Below are 19,671 nucleotides of genomic sequence, written 5' to 3' on the forward strand. Positions count from 1 at the left end.
GCCGCCGGTCCCGCCGGCCGCCGGAGCCACCGCGCCCTCCGTACCGCAGCATCCGCATCACCCGTATCAGAAGGACCAGAGGGGCCATCGGCGTGCATGACAAGCAGACGCACCAGGAGCCGGCCCGACGGGGCGCCGACGGCGCACCCGGCTCATCCGGCGACGGCTCCCGTGGCTCCGGCGGCTCCCGCGCGTCCGGCGCCGGATCGCGCCGCAGGCCCGCCGGCTCCGAGCGCCGGACCGGGGAGGGCTCCCGTAAGCCGGGCAAGCTGCGGATGACCCGACGGGGCCGCGTCCTCGCCTGGACCGGCGGTGTGCTCGGCGTCCTGCTGCTCGCCACGGCCGGCGTCGGCGCGTGGGTCTACCAGAAGCTGGACGGCAACATCCGCGGGGTGGACATCGGCCTCGACGGCGACCGGCCCGCCAACCTCAGCCCCGGCTCGAAGAACATCCTGGTCGTGGGCTCCGACAGCCGCGCCGGCGCCAACGCCAAGTACGGCCGGAACCTCACCACCATGCAGTCGGACACGCTGATGGTGCTGCACATCGCCGCCAACCGTAAGTGGGCCACCGCGGTGTCCTTCCCGCGTGACTCCTGGGTGCAGATCCCCGCCTGCGTGCGCGGCAACGGCTCGAAGTCCTCCCCGCACCACTTCAAGATCAACGAGGCGTTCTCGATCGGCGGCGACTCCGGCGACATCCGCAAGGCCGCGGCCTGCACCATCAAGACCGTCGAGCAGAACACCGGGCTGCGGATCGACCACTTCACCTCGGTCGACTTCCAGGGCTTCAAGGGGATGGTCAATGCCCTCGGCGGCATAGAGGTCTGCCCCAAGTACGCCATCCACGACAAGAAGGCCCACCTGGACATGGAGGCGGGCTGCCAGAACGTCCGGGACGAGAAGGCGCTCGGCTACGTCCGCACCCGCTACAGCGTCGGCGACGGCTCCGACCTCGGGCGCATCGGCCGGCAGCAGGAGTTCATGAAGGCGCTGGCCGCGAAGGCCCAGTCGAAGCTCACCAGCCCCGGTGAGCTCTACGACTTCCTGGAGTCGGCCACCAAGTCCATCACCACCGACAAGTCCCTGGCCGGGATCAAGCCGCTGTACGACCTGGCCGCGACCGTCCAGGAAGTCCCCACCAAGCGCCTCACCTTCCTGACCGTCCCCAACTACTCGCGCGAGGCCGACGTCCCCACCGACAAGGCCAATGTCGTGTGGCAGTACCCGCAGGCCGGCGGGCTGTTCAGCGATCTCGCGCACGACCGGGAGGTCGGCGCCGCCGCGAAGAAGAAGTTCGCACAGGACGCCAAGAACCCGGTGACCGCCCGGTCCGTGCGGGTCCGGGTGCTCAACGGGACCGGCATCCCCGGCCGGGCCGCGGCCGTCGCCGAGCAGCTGCGCAAGCTCGGCTTCTCGGTCATCGCCACCGGCAACGCCCCGGCGGCGGACAAGACCACGCTCACCTACCCGGCAGCCCTCAAGGCCCAGAGCGCGGTGCTCACCGGCCGCCTCCCCGGCACCAAGGCGACGCAGTCCGCCGACGCGGCACCGGGCGCGCTGACACTGACGGTCGGACCGGACTTCGCGGGGGACAAGCCCTGAGGGGACCGGCTCCGGGGCGGGCGGGACCTGCCGGAGCGCTACCGTCCGCCGCCCGGCTGCCGGGAGCGGTGGCGCATCACCGCTTCGGTGTTCCCGCAGCGTGCCGTGCAGTAGCGCCGCCGCCCGTTCCTGGAGGTGTCCACATAGGCGCGGGCGCACTCGGCGCGCAGGCACCGCCCGAGCCGTGCTCCGCCTTCCCAGCACAGGACGAAGGCCAGGCCACCGGCGGTGACCGCCCGGACCCTGGAGAGCACGTCGGCCGAGTCGGGTACGAAGTGCAGATGGGGCTGGAGGCCGTCGTGGGTGGTCACCCAGGGGCGGATGGTCGCGGCCACCAGCAGGGCGTTCACGGCTGAGCACTGCTCGTCGGCGTCGGCGGTGCCGAAGACGCGGGCCAGTTGGTCCCGCCAGCGCCGGAAGCCGTCCACATCGGCGGCGGCGACCGCCGGGCGGCGGATCTCGTGCGCCTCCAGCAGGCGCTGCACACCGGCCGCGCTCATCTCGGGCAGGTTGATCAGATCGGCCGACAGCACGGCGCCGAGACGGCCGTAGTCGTTCTGCTTCACGTCGCCTTCCCGGGCGTCACGGAACCCCACCGTCCGCGGTGTGGCGCTCTGCCTCCGGGCTCACCCGGATCAGCTCGATGTCCGAGCGGGCGATGAGCCATCCACCGGTGTGGCACCACAGGTACCGCACCATGCCCTCGGACGTGAGGTGTTCCGATACCGGTCGGCAGGGTTCGGAGGAGAGGCCGCATACGGGACACCACCACGGTTCACACTGCTCATCTGGGAGTCGTGCCATGTCCGCCAGCGTGCGGTCATGGGTCAAACACATTCAACCATTACACGAGCGGGCGGGGCCGGTGTCGGTCCCTACGGGCAGGGCGGGGCAGGGCGGGCGCGTCGCGTCATGGCGACGGGACGCCGGCCGGGTCTGCGGACCGGCGTCCGGGTGCGGAAGGCCTCAGGCGCGCAGGCGTTCCACCGGCCGGGCCGTGTGTACCTCGATGTCGTGCGCGGCCCGCTGGAGCAGCTGATGGCTGAGGTCGGACATCGCCCGCGCCACGGCCAGCTCGTCGCCGATGTCCGGGACGTTCTCGTCGGCGGGGTTGCAGCGCGCTGCTCCCTGGCCGACCATCTGGCCGCCTTCCTTGCCCCGCAGCCTGGCCTCGGCCCTGATCTCGCTGTCGGTCTCGATGATGGTGATCTCGGCGTTCCATGTCTTCGTGGCAGTCACCGGAAGCCTCCTCGTCCACGCATGAGCAGCACGGGAACCGCCCCCACAAAAATCCTCGCACCGGCGCCCGCGGGCCGCACCTGGGCCGCGCCTGGGGCTCACCACAGCGCGATCCGGGGGTTTTCCTCATGGTCCGGACGGGCTCGCGGTCATAACGTCGTCATGGCGGGGGAGCAGGCGGGGCACGGACCCGCACCCCGCCAACTACCGAACTTCTCCGGGGGAATTCATGCGTCAGCGGGTCCGCTTCACCGGCATCCTCGCCCTGGCCGCCATCGGGACGGTCGCGCTCAGCTCCTGTGGGCTGCTGGCGGGAAAGACCTTCCAGGACGACGCCACGGTGTCACGCAAGATCACGTCGGTCCGGCTGGACAGCGGCTCGGGCGGCCTCACCGTGCGCGGCGGCAAGGGCGGCAGTACGGTCGCGGTCCACCGCGCGGTCTCCTACCACGGCGCACGGCCCGAGGGCGCCGGCCACCGCGTCGAGGGCGGTGTCCTGGTGCTCTCCGGCTGCGGCAGGAACTGCTCCGTGGACTACACCCTCGACCTCCCCGCCGGCATCCCGGTCAGCGGGCGGACCTCGTCCGGGTCGGTGGAGCTGAGCAAGGTGGGCCCGGTGAAGGTGACCACCAGCTCGGGGGACATCCGGCTGGACGGGGTGACCGGCACGGTCGACGCCCGGACCAGCAACGGCCGGATCACCGGCCACGGTCTTTCGGGCGCTCGCATCACGGCCGAGACCTCCAACGGGGCGATCGATCTCACCCCCGCCACCGCGCAGAACCTCCGCGCGAAGACCTCCAACGGCGCCATCAGGCTCCGGCTGCCGAAGGGCCCCTACCGGGTCTCCGCGGAGACTGGCAACGGGGAGGAGCACATAGGCATCGCCCAGGACCCGGCGGCCCGCTTCCAGCTGGATCTGACCACCAGCAACGGGGACATCACCGCGAACGCCGCCTGACGGAGGCGGCGGGGCGGACCGCGGCCGGCCCGCCCCGCCGCGGATCAGTCCTCGCCCTCCAGCTCCCCTTCGGTGTCCAGGAACGCCTGGCGCAGCGCCGCCAGCGTCTCGGCGTCCGGCTTCTCCCACATCCCGCGGGACTCGGCCTCCAGGAGACGTTCCGCGATCCCGTGCAGGGCCCAGGGGTTGGCCTCCTGGAGGAAGGCGCGGTTCTCGGGGTCCAGGACGTAGGTCTGCGCGAGCTTGTCGTACATCCAGTCGGCGACCACACCCGTGGTGGCGTCGTAGCCGAACAAGTAGTCCACGGTGGCGGCGAGTTCGAAGGCGCCCTTGTAGCCGTGGCGGCGCATCGCCTCGATCCAGCGGGGGTTGACCACCCGGGCGCGGAAGACCCGGGAGGTCTCCTCGACCAGGCTGCGGGTGCGGACCGTCTCCGGGCGGGTGGAGTCACCGATGTACGCCTCGGGGGCCTTGCCCTTGAGCGCCTTGACGGTGGCGACCATGCCGCCGTGGTACTGGAAGTAGTCGTCGGAGTCCGCGATGTCGTGCTCGCGGGTGTCGGTGTTCTTGGCGGCGACCGCGATGCGCTTGTAGGCGGTCTCCATCTCGTCCCGGGCCGGGCGGCCCTCCAGACCGCGGCCGTAGGCGTAGCCGCCCCAGACCGTGTAGACCTCGGCGAGGTCGGCGTCGGTGCGCCAGTCGCGGGAGTCGATCAGCTGGAGCAGGCCCGCGCCGTACGTCCCCGGGCGGGAGCCGAAGATGCGGGTGGTGGCACGGCGTTCGTCGCCGTGCTCGGCGAGGTCGGCCTGCGCGTGGGCGCGGACGAAGTTGGACTCCGCGGGCTCGTCCAGCCCGGCGACGAGCCGTACGGCGTCGTCGAGCAGGCCGATGACGTGCGGGAAGGCGTCGCGGAAGAAGCCGGAGATGCGCAGCGTGACATCGATACGGGGGCGGCCGAGTTCGGCGAGCGGGATGGGCTCCAGCCCGTTGACCCGGCGCGAGGCGTCGTCCCACAGGGGGCGGACGCCCAGCAGCGCCAGTGCCTCGGCGACATCGTCACCCGATGTCCGCATGGCGCTGGTGCCCCACAGCGAGAGGCCGACGGACTGCGGCCAGTCGCCGTTGTCGTCGCGGTAGCGCGCCAGCAGGGAGTCGGCGAGGGCCTGTCCGGTCTCCCAGGCGAGGCGGGAGGGCACGGCCTTGGGGTCGACGGAGTAGAAGTTCCGGCCCGTCGGCAGCACGTTGACCAGGCCGCGGAGCGGGGAGCCGGAGGGACCGGCCGGGACGAAGCCGCCGTTGAGGGCGTGCACGGCGTGGTCGATCTCGTCGGTGGTGGCGGCGAGGCGCGGGACGACCTCGCGGGCGGCGAAGGCGAGGATGTCGGCGACCGCGGCCGGGTGCCCCTCAGCAGCCTTGGACACCGCGGCTGGGTCCCAGTCCGCGTCCTCCATCGCCTGGACCAGCGCACGGGCGGTGGCCTCGGCCTCGTCGGCGGTCGTACGGGTCGCCGCGGACTCGTCCAGCCCGAGCGCCTCGCGCAGACCGGGGAGGGCGGAGGTGCCGCCCCAGATCTGACGGGCGCGCAGGATGGAGAGCACGAGGTTGACCCGTGCCTCGCCGGCCGGCGCACCGCCCAGGACGTGCAGTCCGTCACGGATCTGGGCGTCCTTGACCTCGCACAGCCAGCCGTCGACGTGCAGCAGGAAGTCGTCGAAGCCGTCGTCGTCGGGGCGTTCGTCCATCCCCAGGTCGTGGTCGAGCTTGGCGGCCTGGATCAGCGTCCAGATCTGGGCGCGGATGGCGGGCAGCTTCGCCGGGTCCATCGCGGAGATCGACGCGTACTCGTCGAGGAGCTGCTCCAGGCGCGCGATGTCGCCGTAGGACTCGGCGCGGGCCATCGGCGGGACGAGGTGGTCGACGAGGGTGGCGTGCACCCGGCGCTTGGCCTGGGTGCCCTCGCCCGGGTCGTTGACCAGGAAGGGGTAGACGAGCGGCAGGTCACCGAGCGCGGCGTCCGGGCCGCAGGCCGCGGACAGCCCCGCGTTCTTGCCGGGCAGCCACTCCAGGTTGCCGTGCTTGCCCAGGTGAACCATGGCGTCCGCGCCGAAGCCACCGTCCTCGGCGGAGGCCGCGATCCAGCGGTACGCCGCCAAGTAGTGGTGCGAGGGCGGCAGATCGGGGTCGTGGTAGATCGCGATCGGGTTCTCGCCGAAGCCGCGCGGCGGCTGGATGAGGACCAGCAGATTGCCGCGGCGCAGCGCGGCCAGCACGATGTCGCCGTCGGGGTTGCGGCTGCGGTCGACGAACATCTCGCCGGGCGGCGGCCCCCAGTGCTCCTCGACGGAGTCCCGCAGCTCCTGCGGCAGCGTGGCGTACCAGCGCTTGTAGTCGGCGGCCGGGATACGGACCGGGTTGCGGGCGAGCTGCTCCTCGGTGAGCCACTCCTGGTCGTGGCCGCCGGCCTCGATGAGGGCGTAGATCAGCTCGTCCCCGTCGCCGGACTCCAGGCCCGGGACCGGCTCGGCGCTCTCGTCGCCGAAGTCGTAGCCGTCCGCCCGGAGTCGGCGCAGCAGCGCCACGGCACTGGCCGGGGTGTCCAGGCCGACCGCGTTGCCGATCCGGGAGTGCTTGGTCGGGTAGGCGGACAGCACCAGCGCGAGGCGCTTCTCCGCGGCCGGGATGTGGCGCAGCCGGGCGTGCCGGACGGCGATCCCGGCGACCCGGGCGGCGCGCTCGGGGTCGGCGACGTAGACCGGCAGCCCGTCCTCGTCGACCTCCTTGAAGGAGAACGGCACGGTGATCAGCCGGCCGTCGAACTCGGGCACCGCGATCTGCGAGGCGGCGTCCAGCGGCGACAGCCCCTCGTCGTTCTCCTCCCAGGCGCTGCGCGGCCCGGTCAGGCACAGGGCCTGCAGGATCGGGACGTCCAGGGCGGCCAGCGCGCCCGCGTCCCAGGACTCGTCGTCGCCCCCGGCGGAGGCGTCGGCCGGCTTGCTGCCGCCCGCCGCGAGGACCGTGGTGACCAGGGCGTCGGCACTCCCCAGCGCCTCGATCAGCTCCGGCTCGGGGGCCCGGAGGGAGGCGACGAACAGCGGCCGGGCGCGTCCGCCGGCCGTCTCGATCTGCTCGCACAGGGTCCGTACGAAGGCGGTGTTGCCGCTCATGTGGTGGGCGCGGTAGTAGAGCACGGCGACCAGCGGGCCGCTCTCGTTGCGGCCTTCCCAGTCCAGCGGGCCCCAGGACGGGGCGGGCTCCGGCGGCTCGAAGCCGTGGCCGGTCAGCAGCACCGTGTCGGAGAGGAAGCGGGCGAGCTGGTCGAGGTTGGCGGGGCCGCCGTGCGCGAGGTAGGCGTGCGCCTCGGCCGCGATGCCGACCGGGACCGTCGACTGCTCCATGAGCTGGGCGTCGGGGGCCTGTTCACCGGTGAGCACGACGACCGGCCGGTGCTGGTCCTCGGCGAGCAGCACCTCCAGCCCTTCCTCCCAGGCCCGGATGCCGCCGAGGAGGCGTACGACGACGAGGTCGGTGCCCTCCAGCAGCGCGGGGAGTTCGGCGACGTCGAGCCGCGCAGGGTTGGCGAGCCGGTACGGCACGGGGCCCGTGGCCGCGCGGGCGCTGAGCAGGTCGGTGTCGGAGGTCGACAGCAGCAGAAGCATGCGAGCGCAGGCCTTCCTCGGGGTATCCGCGCCCCGGGTGGTCGTAGGGACGGCAGGAGTTCCTGGCTCACCCGGCGTCTGCCGGGCTCACAGTGGCGGGACCGCGCCGGATTTTCACCGGGCTTCCTCCCCAAGGCCGTAGGGCCCTGCGCCGTCGCTGGCGTCGGTGGGCCGTCCGACCCACCGACCTGCATAGTAAGGGCTGCGGCCGAGCGAGGTAAGCGGGCCTCCGGACCGGCCCCGCGGCGACGGGGGCGCGCCCCCGGTACCCGTGTCCGGGCCGGGTGCCCGGCCGGCTCCGGCCCGGATGGGTCACCCGCCTCCGTGGGTATGCTCGCGGCCATGCCGCCCTCCCCCTCGCTACGGCCCCAAGGCGCCGAACCGCCCATACGGGACCGCGGTGACGCCTGCCCGGGAGCGCTGCGGCTGCACTCCGCCGCCGACGGTCACCTCGCCCGAGTGCGGTTGCCCGCCGGAGATTTGACGGTGCGTCAGGCGGAGACGCTGGCCGATGCCGCCGGCCGGCTCGGCGACGGCCGGCTCTCGCTCACCTCCCGCGGCAACGCGGAACTCCGCGGCCTCCCGGAGAGCTGCGGGGGACAGCTCGCCGCGCTGCTGCGCGACGCCGGTCTGCTGCCCTCCGAGCGCCACGAACGCATCCGCAACATCCTCGCCTCCCCGCTCGCCGGACTGGACCGGCACACCGCCGCTGACGTGCGGTTGTGGGCCCGTGAGCTGGACGGACTGCTCTGCGCGAGCGAGTCCGCGACCGCGCTGTCGGGGCGCTTCCTCTTCGTCCTGGACGACGGGCGGGGCGATGTGGCGGCGCTCGGCGGCGATGTGAGCTTGGTCGCAGAAGCGGCCGGGCCCGGGGCGCCGACGGCACACGAGGACGCGTCCGGCGCCGGGCGCCCGGCCGGGTCCGGAGCCACCGCCCTGCTCCGGGTCGGCGACGATCCGGACGCGCTGCGGATCGCCGGCCCGGACGCCCCGCGCGCCGCGCTCACCGCCGCCGAGGCCTTCCTGACCGCCGCCGGATCGAGCGGCAGCGGCGCCTGGCGGATACGTGAACTCCCGGACGGCCACGGCCTGACCGCCCGCACCGTCGCGGACCGGCTGCACGCGGCCGGTATCGGGGCGGTGCTGGTGGCCGGGACCGCGGCGGGGACGCACACCGCGGCCGCCGACTCCTCCGCTCCCGGCGTCGTCGAGGGCCGCGACGGGGCCCGCGCGCTCTCCGTGCTCGCGCCGCTGGGGCGGCTGTCGGTCGCACAGTGGCGGCTGCTGACCGCCATCGCCGCCGAGGACGGTGCGGGCGCGCTCCGCCTCACGCCCTGGCGCGGCATCGTCGTCCCGGGGCTGTCCGCCGCGACGGCGGCCGCCCGCCTGCGTGAGCTGTCCGCCGCCGGGCTGGTCACCGCCCCGGACTCCCCCTGGCACCGCATCGGCGCCTGCACCGGCCGCCCCGGCTGCGCCAAGTCCCGTACCGACGTACGGGCGGACGCGACGGCCGCGGTCACGGCGGGCACCCCCGTGCCCGGCCCCGGCCCCGTCTCCGCCGCCCGCCCCGGCCCCGGCGAACCGGAACCGGCCGACGCCGCTCTCCGGCACCTCCCCGTGTACTGGTCCGGCTGCGAACGCCGCTGCGGCCATCCGCACGGCGCCTGGGTCGACGTGCTGGCGACGGCGGAGGGCTACCGGGTCTCGGTCGTACGGCCGGAGACCGCGCCCGCCCCGCACCCCGCACCGCCGGCGGCACCCTCCGCTGCTCCGTCCCCCGCCACCTCATGAACCGCCCCCGACCCACGGCTCCATGCCCCACCTCAGCTCCATGCCCCACCTCCACCACCGCCCCGTACCCGACAACACCGAGGCCACAGTGACCGCGTTCGACTACGAGAAGGACGGTGCGGCGATCTACCGCCAGTCCTTCGCCACCATCCGCGCCGAGGCGGACCTCGCCGGCCTGCCCGCCGACGTCAGCCGGGTCGCGGTCCGGATGATCCACGCCTGCGGCATGGTCGACCTGGTACGCGACCTGGCCTTCACCCCCGAGGTCGTGGCCCGCGGCCGCGCGGCGCTGCACGCCGGTGCGCCGATCCTCTGCGACGCCAACATGGTGGCCAGCGGCGTCACCCGGAAGCGGCTGCCGGCCGGCAACGAGGTCCTGTGCACCCTCACCGACCCATCGGTCCCTGACCTCGCCGCCACGATGGGGACGACCCGCAGCGCCGCCGCCCTGGAGCTGTGGCGGGACCGGATGGAAGGGGCCGTGGTCGCGTTCGGCAACGCCCCCACCGCGCTGTTCCGGTTCCTCGAAATGATCGAGGAGGGCGCGCCCCGCCCCGCCGCCGTCATCGGGATACCCGTCGGCTTCATCGGCGCCGCGGAGTCCAAGGACGCCCTGATCGCCCACCCGTCGGAGCTGGACCACCTCGTGGTGCGCGGACGCCGGGGCGGCAGCGCCATGGCCGCCGCCGCGATCAACGCCATGGCAAGCGAGGAAGAGTGAGCGTGAGCGAGCAGCAGCCGACCGGTCGGCTCTACGGTGTGGGCCTCGGCCCCGGCGATCCGTCCCTCATGACGGTCCGGGCGGTCGAGATCATCGCCGAGGCCGACGTCATCGCCTACCACAGCGCCCGGCACGGACGGTCCATCGCGCGCTCCATCGCCGCCCGGCACCTCCGCGCCGACCACATCGAAGAAGCGCTGATCTACCCGGTCACCACCGAGTCGACCGACCACCCCGGCGGCTACCGGGGCGCGCTGGACGAGTTCTACGAGACCGCCGCGGCCCGCCTCGCCGCGCACCTCGACGCCGGCCGCACCGTCGCCGTCATCTCCGAGGGCGACCCGCTCTTCTACGGCTCCTACCAGCACATGCACAAGCGGCTGGCCCACCGCTACCCCACCGAGGTCATCCCCGGCGTCACCTCCATCAGCGCCGCAGCGGCACGCCTGGGCAAGCCGCTCGCCGAGGCCGACGAGGTGCTGACGATCCTTCCCGGCACGCTCCCGGAGGAGGAACTGACCGCCCGCCTGGCCGCCACCGACACCGCGGTCGTCATGAAGCTGGGCCGCACCTTCCCCACCGTCCGCCGCGCCATGGAACGCTCCGGCCGCCTCCCGGAGGCCCACTACGTCGAGCGCGCGACGATGTCCGGCGAACGCACCGAGAAGCTGGCCGACCTCGACGCGGAGACGGTCCCGTACTTCTCCGTCAGCGTGCTGCCGAGCCGGATCGCGGACCTGCCGCCCGGCACGGGGACGAGTGCGGGCACCGGGACAACTACGGCCGCCACGGCCGCGGACGCGAGCGCGGCCACGCCCACGGCGCCCGCGGCCGACGAGGCCGCCTCGGCCCCCGGCGAGGTCGTCGTCGTCGGCACCGGCCCGGCCGGCCCGCTCTGGCTGACCCCCGAGTCCCGCGGCGCCCTGGCCGCCGCCGAGGACCTCGTCGGCTACGCCACCTACCTGGACCGCGTCCCGCTGCGCCCCGGCCAGCGCCGCCACGCCTCCGACAACAAGGTCGAGTCCGAGCGCGCCGAACTCGCCCTCGACCTGGCCCGGCGCGGCCGCCGGGTGGCCGTGGTCTCCGGCGGCGACCCGGGCATCTTCGCGATGGCCACCGCCGTCCTGGAGGTCGCCTGCCAGGAGCCCTACCGCGCCATCCCCGTACGGGTCCTCCCGGGCGTCACCGCCGCCAACGCCGCCGCCGCCCGCGCCGGCGCCCCGCTCGGCCACGACTACGCGGTCATCTCCCTCTCCGACCGCCTCAAGCCGTGGGAGGTCATCGCCGAACGCCTGCATGCCGCGGCCGGCGCCGACCTGGCCCTCGCCCTCTACAACCCCGGCTCCCGCAGCCGCACCTGGCAGGTCGGCAAGGCACGCGAACTCCTTCTGGAGCACCGCGCCCCCGACACCCCCGTCATCCTCGCCCGCGACATCGGCGGCCCCGAGGAATCGGTCCGTACGGTCCGCCTCGCCGACCTCGACCCCCACCAGGTCGACATGCGCACCCTCCTGCTTGTGGGCTCGTCCCAGACCCAGGCGGTACGCCGGGACGACGGCACGGAGATCGTGTGGACACCCCGGAGGTACCCGGAGGCGTGATCCGGGGCAGTGAGGCCGGGGCTCGCAAGGCCCCGGCCGACGTGCGCGCTCGCGAAGGCGCGGTCAGGCGTTGAGGTCCAGGACGCGGACCGGTTCGCCGTGCCACCTCTTCGGAGCGGTGGTGGCGACGATCGCTCCGTCGGGACGGTCAGCCGTGGGCTGGGCCGCGTACCGGCTGTGGGCTGCGGCCCAGGTCTCCTGTCCCGCTATGGCCAAGGCGGCGGGCAGGTCAAGGTCCAGGACGGTGATGCCGGGCATGGCGACAAGGTGCTCGGCCGTGCCGGGCCGCGCGCGGTCGGCTTCGACGAGCGCGCACGTCGGCGCGTACAGGTACCAGCCGGACTCGGCGTGGGCACGGTGGATGAGGCGGGAGGCTAATACGTTGCCCTGACCGGCCGCGGTCATCGCGGTGTCGTCCAGGACGATGTGCAGAGGGTCGCTCACCGGCCCGTCACCTGTGCCAACCGGCGGTCGAGCTCACTGTCCAGATCCTGCTGCTGGGCCGCGGACGGGGCGTACCCGTTCCACTTTTTCAGTGCCGCAAGAGCCTTCTCCGCACGCTCGGTGCGTTCGGCCGGGGTCAGCATGGTCTCCGCCAGGCGGGCCAGATAGGCACGCAGCGACAGCCCCTCGGCGGCCGCGATCGCAGCAAGCCGATCCTTTGCTTCTTCGGGGATACGGACATTGGCATCGGCCATCGTTGTGCTCCTTCCCACGCCGCTAGGGTACGGGTACGTACCCGTACCCTAGGGCTCCGCCGGTCGAACGGTCGGTGGTACGGCGATACATAGCCTGTCGAGCGGCCCACCTGGCACCCTTGGCGGCCTTGTCGGCTCTCCCCACAGCGTTGCGGGCCTGCACTGCCTCCCCGGGCAGCCCCGACTCGACCCCTACCTCGACATCCTCGATTGCGGCACCGAGCATGACGGCGATGGCTGCACGGGCCGCTTCCCCAGCCTGGTCAAGCCGCTTGACCTGGCTGAACGCCCCTGGGAGGTCAGGGACCTCCCAGGCCCACCAGTCACCCGTGCGGTGCACTGTGACCCGGTAGGCGGTCATCGCAGTCACCCCTGTCAGGGCTTCGGTTCGAGCGCCTTGCAGAAGCCCTGCAGACCACCCAGGAAGGCCGACCAAGCATCGGCCGGGAACAGCAGCACCCCGCCGGTCGGGTTCTTGCTGTCACGCACCGGGACGGCACCAGGGAAGCCATCGGAGACCTCAACGCAGTTGTTGTCCCCACCGTCGCTGTAGCTGCTCTTACGCCACGCCGCGCTGACCAGGCCCTGGAGTGTCGTCATGGTCTGCTCTCCTCCACCAACTGCCGCATGAATGCTGCCGAATCGGGCGGCGTGAGAGCCGCATCTCGGGGCCGATCGTAGGCCAGGCGGTATAGCGCCACCTCTCCTGGTTCTTCGATCAAGTCACCGGAGTTGTTGTCCTCCAAATAGGCAACAGAGCTACCGTCCGCCATCCACAGCAGCGATAGCGAACCTCCCATCAGGCCATGCAGCCCGGCGGAGAACGGAACCACCTGGATGGTCATGTGCGGCTCGTCGGCGGCATCTGCGATCCGTTGCAGCTGGTCATACCAGGACTTGGGGTCGTTCGCCGACCGCCGCAGGGCCGATTCGTCGAGGATGATCCGGACATCCGGCGGAGGGTTGCGACGCAGCAACTCTTGTCTGCTCAGTCGCGCCGCTACGTTCTCTTCCAGCTCCTCGGGGCTTATGGGGGCCGGGGCCAACGCAAGAGCCTCGCGCGCGAAGTCCTCGGTCTGGAGCAGGCCAGGCACGACCATCGCGTACTTCTGCATGATCGTCGCCTTCGCCTCCAGCCTCATGAACTCCCGGTACTTGTCCTTGAACGCGTCCAGCCGCGCCAGCCCCCACAGCCGTACGAGCAGGCCGCCCGTGCCGTAGATCTGGTCCAGGACCTCCATGACCGGGAGCTTGGAGAAGCGTTCGCCGGTTTCCAGGCGGTAGAGGTAGGTGCGGTCGTAGTTGGCCTCTTCGGCCAGTTCGGCCAGGGATCTGCCGGAGGCCTCGCGGAGGCGGCTGAGTTCGCAGGCGAGGACCCAGCGGGCCGAACCCGCGTCCTGCTCGGAATTCTTTTCGACCATTTTTCCTGCCCCCTGTTGTCCGTGCGGACGACAACGCCGTCTCCCTTTCGGGAGCTGGGCGGAGTGACAACTCTAGGACAGGGAAAGGGCATTGACAGCCCAGTCAGGACTCGAACGGAGCAGAGAAATGGGATTGGCAGAGCGCTCTCCGGCGGCCGGGAGGATCAGGGACGCAGAGGAGGCGCGGGACGAGCTGCGGGCGGCGCTGAAGGGGGCGGGCATCACCTTGCCGTCCCTGGCTCTGGACGGGGTGTCGCTGGCGGGGGACTTCCCGCGTCCCCTGGTGGACCTCGGGCGGTGTACGCCACAGCTCGCCCGGCAGCTCGCGCAGGCGGTGGGGGCGGGGGCGCCGTGAGCGAGGAGACGACCGGCTCGCCCGCCGCCCGCGACACCGTCCCGGACGCCGGAAGCGAGGAGGAACAAGAGGAATCCGCAAAGCGGCGGGAAGAATTAGTGGAAAGGGTCCGGGAAGCCAATCGGCTCAGTGTGAACCGGCCTCGCTGAATACCTCGCGGAGCCAGTTCACCGCCGCGTCCGGATCGGCCGCCACCGGTACCCCGCCGGGCACCCGCGGGCGCCGTACGACCACCACCGGCACCCCCGCCTCCCGCGCCGCCGTCAGCTTGGCGGCGGTGGCCGCGGCGCCGCTGTCCTTCGTCACGAGGACGTCGATGCGGTAAGTCCGGAGCAGCGCGCGCTCGCCCTCCACGGTGAAGGGGCCCCGGTCGAGGAGCACCTCCATACGGGGCGGGTACGGGGGCTCGGGAGCGTCGACAGAGCGGACCAGGAACCAGGGGTCGGTGAGGTGGGCGAAGTGCGAGAGGCCCATGCGTCCCGTGGTGAGGAAGATGCGGCTGCCCAGGGCGGGGAGGACCGCGGCGGCCTCGTCCAGGGAGGTGACCTGGTGCCAGGTGTCGCCGGGTCCCGGTACCCAGCCGGGCCGGCGGAGGGCGAGCAGGGGAACATGGGCGATGGCGGCGGCCAGGGCCGCGTGGTGACTGATCGTGTCGGCGAAAGGATGGGTGGCGTCGATGAGCGCGTCCACCGCGTGCGCGCGCAGCCAGCGGGCGAGGCCCTCGGGGCCGCCGAATCCGCCGATGCGCACCTCCCCTACGGGCAGCCGCGGCGCGGCGACCCGGCCGGCGAGCGAGCTGGTCACCCGCAGCGCGGGGACCGGCGCGGACCCCGGCACCCCCGCGGACCCCGCCGCGCCGGCGGCGTCCGGCACCAGGGCCGCGGCCAGGCGGCGGGCCTCCGTCGTACCGCCGAGGATCAGTACATGGCGTGGTGGGCGGGCTGCGTCGGGCATGGGATGTGGGTTCCTCCGTGGCTGAAGCGCAACCGCAGGGTACGGGCAAGGCCGCGGGCGGGCGCAGCGCGCAGCTCGCGCACACCGGGCTGCGGCCCGGCTGGACCACCGGTGCCTGTGCGACGGCGGCGAGCACGGCCGCGTACACGGCGCTGCTGAGCGGCGCGTTCCCCGATCCGGTGACGATCACGCTGCCGAAGGGGCAGACGCCCTCCTTCGCGCTCGCGGTGGAGGAGCTGGCGCCGGGGCGGACGGCCGCCATGGCGGGCGTCGTCAAGGACGCGGGCGACGACCCGGACGTCACCCACGGGGCGCTCGTCCGGGCCACCGTGCGGGCGCTGCCCGCCGGGTCGGGCATCGTCTTCAGGGCCGGGCCGGGCGTCGGGACGGTGACGCGGCCCGGTCTGCCGCTGGAGGTGGGGGAACCGGCGATCAACCCCGTGCCGCGGCAGCTGATGCGGGAGCATCTGGCGCAGGTCGCGGCGCGGTACGGCGGTGCGGGCGCGGCGGCCGATGTCGAGGTGGAGATCTCGGTCGATCACGGCGAGGAGATCGCCCGGAGCACCTGGAATCCGCGGCTGGGCATTCTGGGCGGGCTGTCGATCCTGGGGACCACCGGGATCGTGGTGCCGTACTCCTGCTCGGCGTGGATCGACTCCATCCGGCGGGGCGTGGACGTGGCGCGCGCTGCGGGCCGGCGGCACGTGGCCGGGTGCACGGGCTCGACGTCCGAGAAGGTGGCCGTCGCCCTGCACCGTCTGCCCGAGGACGCGCTGCTGGACATGGGCGACTTCGCGGGGGCGGTGCTGAAGTACATCCGGCGTCATCCCGTGGAGCGGCTCACCCTCTGCGGCGGATTCGCCAAGCTGTCCAAACTGGCGGCGGGGCATCTGGATCTGCACTCGGCGCGGTCCCAGGTGGACAAGGGGTTCCTGGCGGAGCTGGCCCGGCGGGGCGGGGCGGACGAGGCGCTGGCGGGCGCGGTCGCGGAGGCCAACACGGGCCTGGCGGCACTCCAGTTGTGTGCCGCGGCGGGGGTCCCGCTGGGGGATCTGGTGGCGGCGACGGCGCGGGACGAGGCGCTGGCCGTGCTGCGCGGCGCACCGGTCGCGGTCGACGTCATCTGTATCGACCGGGCGGGGATGGTGGTGGGGCGGGCGGAGCCGCGGGGACCTGCGGACGCCCGGCGGGCGAGCCCTCAGCGGTGACGGGCCGCCCTGCCGGGCGTCGGTCGCGGGAGCGCCGTCAGTCGCGGGAGCCGCGGCCGAGCCGGTCGCCCAGGCAGTCCTCCGAGTTGCCGGTGAGCGAGCCCAGCGCCGTGCCGAGGGCGCAGGTGGTCAGCCGCAGCGGGTTGTCCCGGAAGCGCCCGGGGCGCTCGTAGCGGCCCTCGCGGCGGTCGTAGCGCCCTTCGCGGCGGTCGTGCAGCCGGCCCGGCCGGTCGTTCATCCGCCGCGGGCTGTCGTGCATCCACGGCGAGCTGTCGTGCATCTGTCCCGGGGTGTCCGTCGCCTGTGCGACATGGTCCTTGCCGTCGGCCGTGGCGACGGTGCCGCCGAAGAGCGTCAGCAGGGCTGCGGCGCCGACGACGCCGGCGGCCAGTCTGGTACGCATCGTGGCGTACTCCTTTGCTTCGGCCCCCCTTGGGTGTCGCAGCTTCCTTACCGGCCCCCGGTGACGGGATAACGGGTATTCACCCTGATGCGGTCGGAGAGCCATCCGGACGGGCCCCGGGTGAGCGGAACCGGAGCGGCCCGCCGTCCGGTTTCCGCTCCGCTCGTGGGCAATCACCCGGAATACGGACTCGCCACCCGCAAGCCCTTTCCCGCTTCACAGCACATCGTTTCCGGACCAGGCGGCAGTGATACCCCCGATGGAGAGGAAAGCCGGGAAGGCAGACATGTCGCCCCATCACACTCACCGAGGATTCGGCGGACGGTACCCTCAGATATACCCGCCGGGGCCTCATGCGGGACTTTCCAGGGATAGTTTCCCGATAGCCGCCGCATGGTCTCTTCACCCTCAAGAAGCAAGCAAACATGCAGGTCAGGGCGATTGTGACGCCATATTTCAGTCCGGTGAAAAAATGCCCGGGAAGTTGCCGCGCAACGCTGCCGCGTGATTGCATTCTGCGTACCGACGGACCGTCATCAATGCGTCACATTTCCGGCGCGGAATGGCCCCGTTACGACCGCATTCGCGTTGTCCGCAATTCGGTCACCTGAGTTCGAAAACCCATAGCTCCGAAGGGAAGGGCACGCCATGCGCCACGGCTTCACCTCTGAGATCAACACCTGCGAGATCGCCGACAGCGAGCTGGACGGCATCGCCGGTGGGCTCGCCAGCGCCGGTGTCGAGGTCGCCGGGCACGGTGCCGCCGTGAGCGTCGGCAACGTCGTCGGCACCGCCGAGAACGTCGCGTCGAGCCTGCCCGTCGGCCAGCTCGCCGGCGCGGCGTCGGTGGCGACCACCGGCTTCTGAGCGGCACCGTCGGACGGCCCTGACAGGGCGGTTGGACATACGTGAACCCCGGAACTTCGTGTTCCGGGGTTCACGTGTGTCCGGCCCCGGGGCCTACGCCGTCTCCGCGTCCGACGGCGCCGCGCACGGCAGGTGCGGCCGCTCCCGGTCCGCCGAGTAGAGGTGGCTGTCGCGGAACTGCTCGGCGCCCAGGGTGCGGCCGACGATGATGACGGCCGTACGGACCACGCCCGCCGCCTTCACCTGACCGGCGATATCGGCGAGGGTGCCGCGCAGCACGAGTTCGTCGGGGCGGGAGGCCATGGCGACGACCGCGGCGGGGCAGTCGGCGCCGTAGTGGGGCAGGAGTTCGGCGACGACCCGGTCGACGTACATCGCGGCCAGGTGGAGCACCAGCAGCGCCCCGCTGCGCCCCAGGGTGGCGAGGTCCTCGCCCTCGGGCATGGGGGTGGCCCGCTGGGCGACCCGGGTGAGGATCACGGTCTGGCCGACGGTGGGGACGGTCAGCTCCCGCTTGAGCGCGGCCGCCGCCGCGGCGAACGCGGGGACGCCCGGCACCACGTCGTAGGGCACCCCGGCCGCGTCCAGCCGGCGCATCTGCTCGGCCACCGCGCTGAAGACGGACGGGTCGCCGGAGTGCAGCCGGGCCACGTCGTGGCCCTCCTCGTGGGCGCGGACCATCTCGGCGGTGATCGTGTCGAGGTCCAGCTGCGCGGTGTCGATCAGCCGGGCGCCGGGCGGGCACTCCGCGAGCAGCTCGCGCGGCACCAGGCTGCCGGCGTAGAGGCAGACCCCGCAGGACGCGAGCGTACGGGCGCCGCGCACGGTGATCAGGTCGGCGGCGCCGGGACCCGCGCCGATGAAGTGGACGGTCATGGTTGCTCGGTCTCCTGGGGGACGGTCGGGGACGGGGAGGCGGGCAGCGGCTTCACGGCCGCCCACTGGGTGACCGGCATCGCCTGCCGCCAGCCGGTGAAGCCGCCGACCGGCACGGCGCGGGCGACCGCGAGCCGGACCAGTTCGCCGCCGTGCCGCCGGTACCAGTCGGCGAGCAGCGCCTCGGACTCCAGCGTCACGGTGTTCGCCACGATGCGGCCGCCCGGTGGCAGCGCCGCCCAGCACGCCTCCAGCAGGCCGGGGGCGGTCAGCCCGCCGCCGATGAAGACCGCGTCCGGCGTCGGCAGTCCGTCCAGCGCGGCGGGCGCGGCGCCGGTGACGACGCGCAGCGCCGGGACGCCCAGCGTGTGCGCGTTCCGGCCGATCCGCTCGGCCCGTACGGGGTCACGCTCGACGCTGACAGCGCGGCAGCTGCGGTGCGCCCGCAGCCACTCGACGGCGATGGAGCCGGAGCCGCCGCCGATGTCCCAGAGCAGCTCGCCGGGAGCGGGCGCCAGGGCGGCGAGGGTGGCGGCGCGGACATGGCGCTTGGTGAGCTGGCCGTCGTGCTCGTAGGCGTCGTCGGGGAGGCCGGGGACGGTGGAGAGCGGCGGGGTGCCGGGCGCGCGGCGGCAGTCGAGTGCCAGCACGTTGAGCGGGTCGCCGGGCGGCAGGTCCCAGCCCTCGGCGGTGCCCTCGGCCGTCCGCTCCCGGGGGCCGCCGAGCTGCTCCAGTAGGCGCATCCGGGTCGGCCCGAAACCGTGCTCGCGCAGCAGGGCCGCGACCTCGGCGGGGGTGCGGGCACCGGCGGACAGCACCAGCACCCGGCGGCCGTCGTACAGCGCGCGGACCAGGTTCGCCGCGGGCCGTCCGACGAGCGTGACGACCTCGGTGTCCTCCAGCGGCCAGCCCAGGCGGGCACAGGCGTGGGAGACGGAGGAGGGGTGCGGGAGGATGCGCAGCCCGGCGGCCGGCGCCCCGCCCGCCGCCTGCTCCGCCAGCACCTCGGTCAGCGTCCGTCCGATGCCGTAAAACATCGGGTCCCCGCTGGCCAGCACACACACCCGCCGCCCGGCATACGCGGCGAGCAGCCCCGGGACGGCCGGCCGCAGCGGCGACGGCCACGGCACCCGCTCCCCGGCGCACTCCCCGGGCAGCAGCGCGAGCTGCCGGGCACCCCCGATCAGCACCTCGGCGGCCCCCAGCGCCTCCCGCGAGACAGCGGGCAGCCCGTCCCAGCCGTCGGCCCCGATACCGACAACGGTCAGGTTTTCAGGAGCGGCCGGGGCGGCTGGTGCGGGGCTCACTGCCGGATA

At 73.2% G+C, this 19,671-nt stretch carries 20 protein-coding genes and 1 riboswitch; of the genes, 8 read left to right on the forward strand and 12 right to left on the reverse strand.

From position 1 onward, the window contains the following. Positions 1 to 275 precede the first annotated feature (275 nt). Positions 276 to 1,604: an LCP family protein gene (locus ACGFN2_RS20445; RefSeq protein ID WP_362600877.1), complete on the forward strand. Its 1,329-nt coding sequence runs from the start codon at positions 276 to 278 to the stop codon at positions 1,602 to 1,604. Positions 1,605 to 1,642: 38 nt separating this feature from the next. Here ACGFN2_RS20445 and ACGFN2_RS20450 read toward each other — a convergent pair whose 3' ends face one another. After that, entirely contained in the window at positions 1,643 to 2,170 is a 528-nt protein-coding gene (locus ACGFN2_RS20450; RefSeq protein ID WP_362600722.1) for a CGNR zinc finger domain-containing protein, read from the reverse strand. A gap of 400 nt (positions 2,171 to 2,570) precedes the next feature. Beyond that, positions 2,571 to 2,843, reverse strand: a complete 273-nt coding sequence (locus ACGFN2_RS20455; protein ID WP_393362346.1) for a DUF1876 domain-containing protein — start codon at positions 2,841 to 2,843, stop codon at positions 2,571 to 2,573. A 229-nt stretch (positions 2,844 to 3,072) separates the two neighbouring features. Here ACGFN2_RS20455 and ACGFN2_RS20460 point away from each other — a divergent pair, with 229 nt between their 5' ends. After that, a complete protein-coding gene (locus ACGFN2_RS20460) occupies positions 3,073 to 3,804 on the forward strand; it encodes a DUF4097 family beta strand repeat-containing protein (RefSeq protein ID WP_362600717.1) in 732 nt (243 codons plus the stop codon). A 44-nt stretch (positions 3,805 to 3,848) separates the two neighbouring features. Here ACGFN2_RS20460 and cobN read toward each other — a convergent pair whose 3' ends face one another. Then, complete coding sequence (cobN, locus tag ACGFN2_RS20465) at positions 3,849 to 7,460, reverse strand: cobaltochelatase subunit CobN (protein ID WP_393362349.1); 3,612 nt, start codon at positions 7,458 to 7,460, stop codon at positions 3,849 to 3,851. Positions 7,461 to 7,497: 37 nt separating this feature from the next. Further along, positions 7,498 to 7,625: riboswitch (cobalamin riboswitch) on the reverse strand. Between the two features lie 177 nt (positions 7,626 to 7,802). On the opposite strand from cobN, the gene ACGFN2_RS20470 reads away from it, so the two are divergent. Genes ACGFN2_RS20470 through ACGFN2_RS20480 form a run of 3 tightly spaced genes read left to right on the forward strand, consistent with a single transcriptional unit; the run spans position 7,803 to position 11,573 of the window. Then, positions 7,803 to 9,251 (forward strand): cobalamin biosynthesis protein CobG, encoded by a 1,449-nt coding sequence (locus ACGFN2_RS20470; RefSeq protein WP_393362352.1) that lies wholly within the window; start codon positions 7,803 to 7,805, stop codon positions 9,249 to 9,251. A 40-nt stretch (positions 9,252 to 9,291) separates the two neighbouring features. After that, positions 9,292 to 9,972, forward strand: coding sequence for a precorrin-8X methylmutase (locus ACGFN2_RS20475; protein ID WP_362600874.1), 681 nt, complete (start codon positions 9,292 to 9,294; stop codon positions 9,970 to 9,972). Next, on the forward strand, positions 9,969 to 11,573 hold the full coding sequence (locus tag ACGFN2_RS20480) for a precorrin-2 C(20)-methyltransferase (protein ID WP_393362355.1): 1,605 nt from the start codon (positions 9,969 to 9,971) through the stop codon (positions 11,571 to 11,573). Before ACGFN2_RS20475 ends, ACGFN2_RS20480 begins: the two co-directional genes overlap by 4 nt. A 63-nt stretch (positions 11,574 to 11,636) precedes the next feature. Here the strand turns inward: ACGFN2_RS20480 and ACGFN2_RS20485 are convergent, their stop codons facing one another. From ACGFN2_RS20485 to ACGFN2_RS20505, 5 genes are read right to left on the reverse strand one after another with little or no spacing between them, the layout of a single operon-like run. Next, positions 11,637 to 12,017, reverse strand: a complete 381-nt coding sequence (locus ACGFN2_RS20485; RefSeq protein ID WP_393362358.1) for a hypothetical protein — start codon at positions 12,015 to 12,017, stop codon at positions 11,637 to 11,639. After that, complete coding sequence (locus ACGFN2_RS20490) at positions 12,014 to 12,271, reverse strand: hypothetical protein (protein ID WP_393362361.1); 258 nt, start codon at positions 12,269 to 12,271, stop codon at positions 12,014 to 12,016. The genes ACGFN2_RS20485 and ACGFN2_RS20490 overlap by 4 nt, the downstream gene beginning before the upstream one ends. A 22-nt stretch (positions 12,272 to 12,293) precedes the next feature. Further along, entirely contained in the window at positions 12,294 to 12,632 is a 339-nt protein-coding gene (locus ACGFN2_RS20495) for a type II toxin-antitoxin system HicB family antitoxin (protein WP_393362364.1), read from the reverse strand. A 14-nt stretch (positions 12,633 to 12,646) separates the two neighbouring features. Next, on the reverse strand, positions 12,647 to 12,871 hold the full coding sequence (locus ACGFN2_RS20500) for a DUF397 domain-containing protein (protein ID WP_393362367.1): 225 nt from the start codon (positions 12,869 to 12,871) through the stop codon (positions 12,647 to 12,649). Then, positions 12,868 to 13,692 carry a helix-turn-helix domain-containing protein gene (locus ACGFN2_RS20505; protein WP_393362370.1) on the reverse strand — a complete coding sequence of 275 codons (825 nt, stop codon included), beginning with the start codon at positions 13,690 to 13,692 and terminating at the stop codon, positions 12,868 to 12,870. Before ACGFN2_RS20505 ends, ACGFN2_RS20500 begins: the two co-directional genes overlap by 4 nt. A gap of 127 nt (positions 13,693 to 13,819) precedes the next feature. Here ACGFN2_RS20505 and ACGFN2_RS20510 point away from each other — a divergent pair, with 127 nt between their 5' ends. Next, complete coding sequence (locus tag ACGFN2_RS20510; protein ID WP_362600695.1) at positions 13,820 to 14,047, forward strand: hypothetical protein; 228 nt, start codon at positions 13,820 to 13,822, stop codon at positions 14,045 to 14,047. A 126-nt stretch (positions 14,048 to 14,173) separates the two neighbouring features. On the opposite strand, the gene ACGFN2_RS20515 is transcribed toward ACGFN2_RS20510, so the two are convergent. Further along, positions 14,174 to 15,001 carry a cobalt-precorrin-6A reductase gene (locus ACGFN2_RS20515; protein ID WP_393362373.1) on the reverse strand — a complete coding sequence of 276 codons (828 nt, stop codon included), beginning with the start codon at positions 14,999 to 15,001 and terminating at the stop codon, positions 14,174 to 14,176. Positions 15,002 to 15,018: 17 nt separating this feature from the next. Here ACGFN2_RS20515 and ACGFN2_RS20520 point away from each other — a divergent pair, with 17 nt between their 5' ends. Further along, positions 15,019 to 16,209, forward strand: a complete 1,191-nt coding sequence (locus ACGFN2_RS20520) for a cobalt-precorrin-5B (C(1))-methyltransferase (protein WP_393362376.1) — start codon at positions 15,019 to 15,021, stop codon at positions 16,207 to 16,209. A 37-nt stretch (positions 16,210 to 16,246) separates the two neighbouring features. On the opposite strand, the gene ACGFN2_RS20525 is transcribed toward ACGFN2_RS20520, so the two are convergent. Continuing rightward, positions 16,247 to 16,612, reverse strand: coding sequence for a hypothetical protein (locus tag ACGFN2_RS20525; RefSeq protein ID WP_362600686.1), 366 nt, complete (start codon positions 16,610 to 16,612; stop codon positions 16,247 to 16,249). 648 nt (positions 16,613 to 17,260) lie between these two features. On the opposite strand from ACGFN2_RS20525, the gene ACGFN2_RS20530 reads away from it, so the two are divergent. Next, positions 17,261 to 17,479 carry a hypothetical protein gene (locus ACGFN2_RS20530; RefSeq protein ID WP_362600683.1) on the forward strand — a complete coding sequence of 73 codons (219 nt, stop codon included), beginning with the start codon at positions 17,261 to 17,263 and terminating at the stop codon, positions 17,477 to 17,479. Between the two features lie 93 nt (positions 17,480 to 17,572). On the opposite strand, the gene cobM is transcribed toward ACGFN2_RS20530, so the two are convergent. Next, positions 17,573 to 18,355 carry a precorrin-4 C(11)-methyltransferase gene (gene cobM / locus ACGFN2_RS20535; RefSeq protein ID WP_362600680.1) on the reverse strand — a complete coding sequence of 261 codons (783 nt, stop codon included), beginning with the start codon at positions 18,353 to 18,355 and terminating at the stop codon, positions 17,573 to 17,575. Beyond that, a complete protein-coding gene (cbiE, locus tag ACGFN2_RS20540; RefSeq protein ID WP_393362380.1) occupies positions 18,352 to 19,662 on the reverse strand; it encodes a precorrin-6y C5,15-methyltransferase (decarboxylating) subunit CbiE in 1,311 nt (436 codons plus the stop codon). The genes cobM and cbiE overlap by 4 nt, the downstream gene beginning before the upstream one ends. Positions 19,663 to 19,671: the final 9 nt, after the last annotated feature.

It is taken from the genome of Streptomyces sp. NPDC048612, assembly GCF_043199295.1.
Lineage (GTDB): Bacteria > Actinomycetota > Actinomycetes > Streptomycetales > Streptomycetaceae > Streptomyces.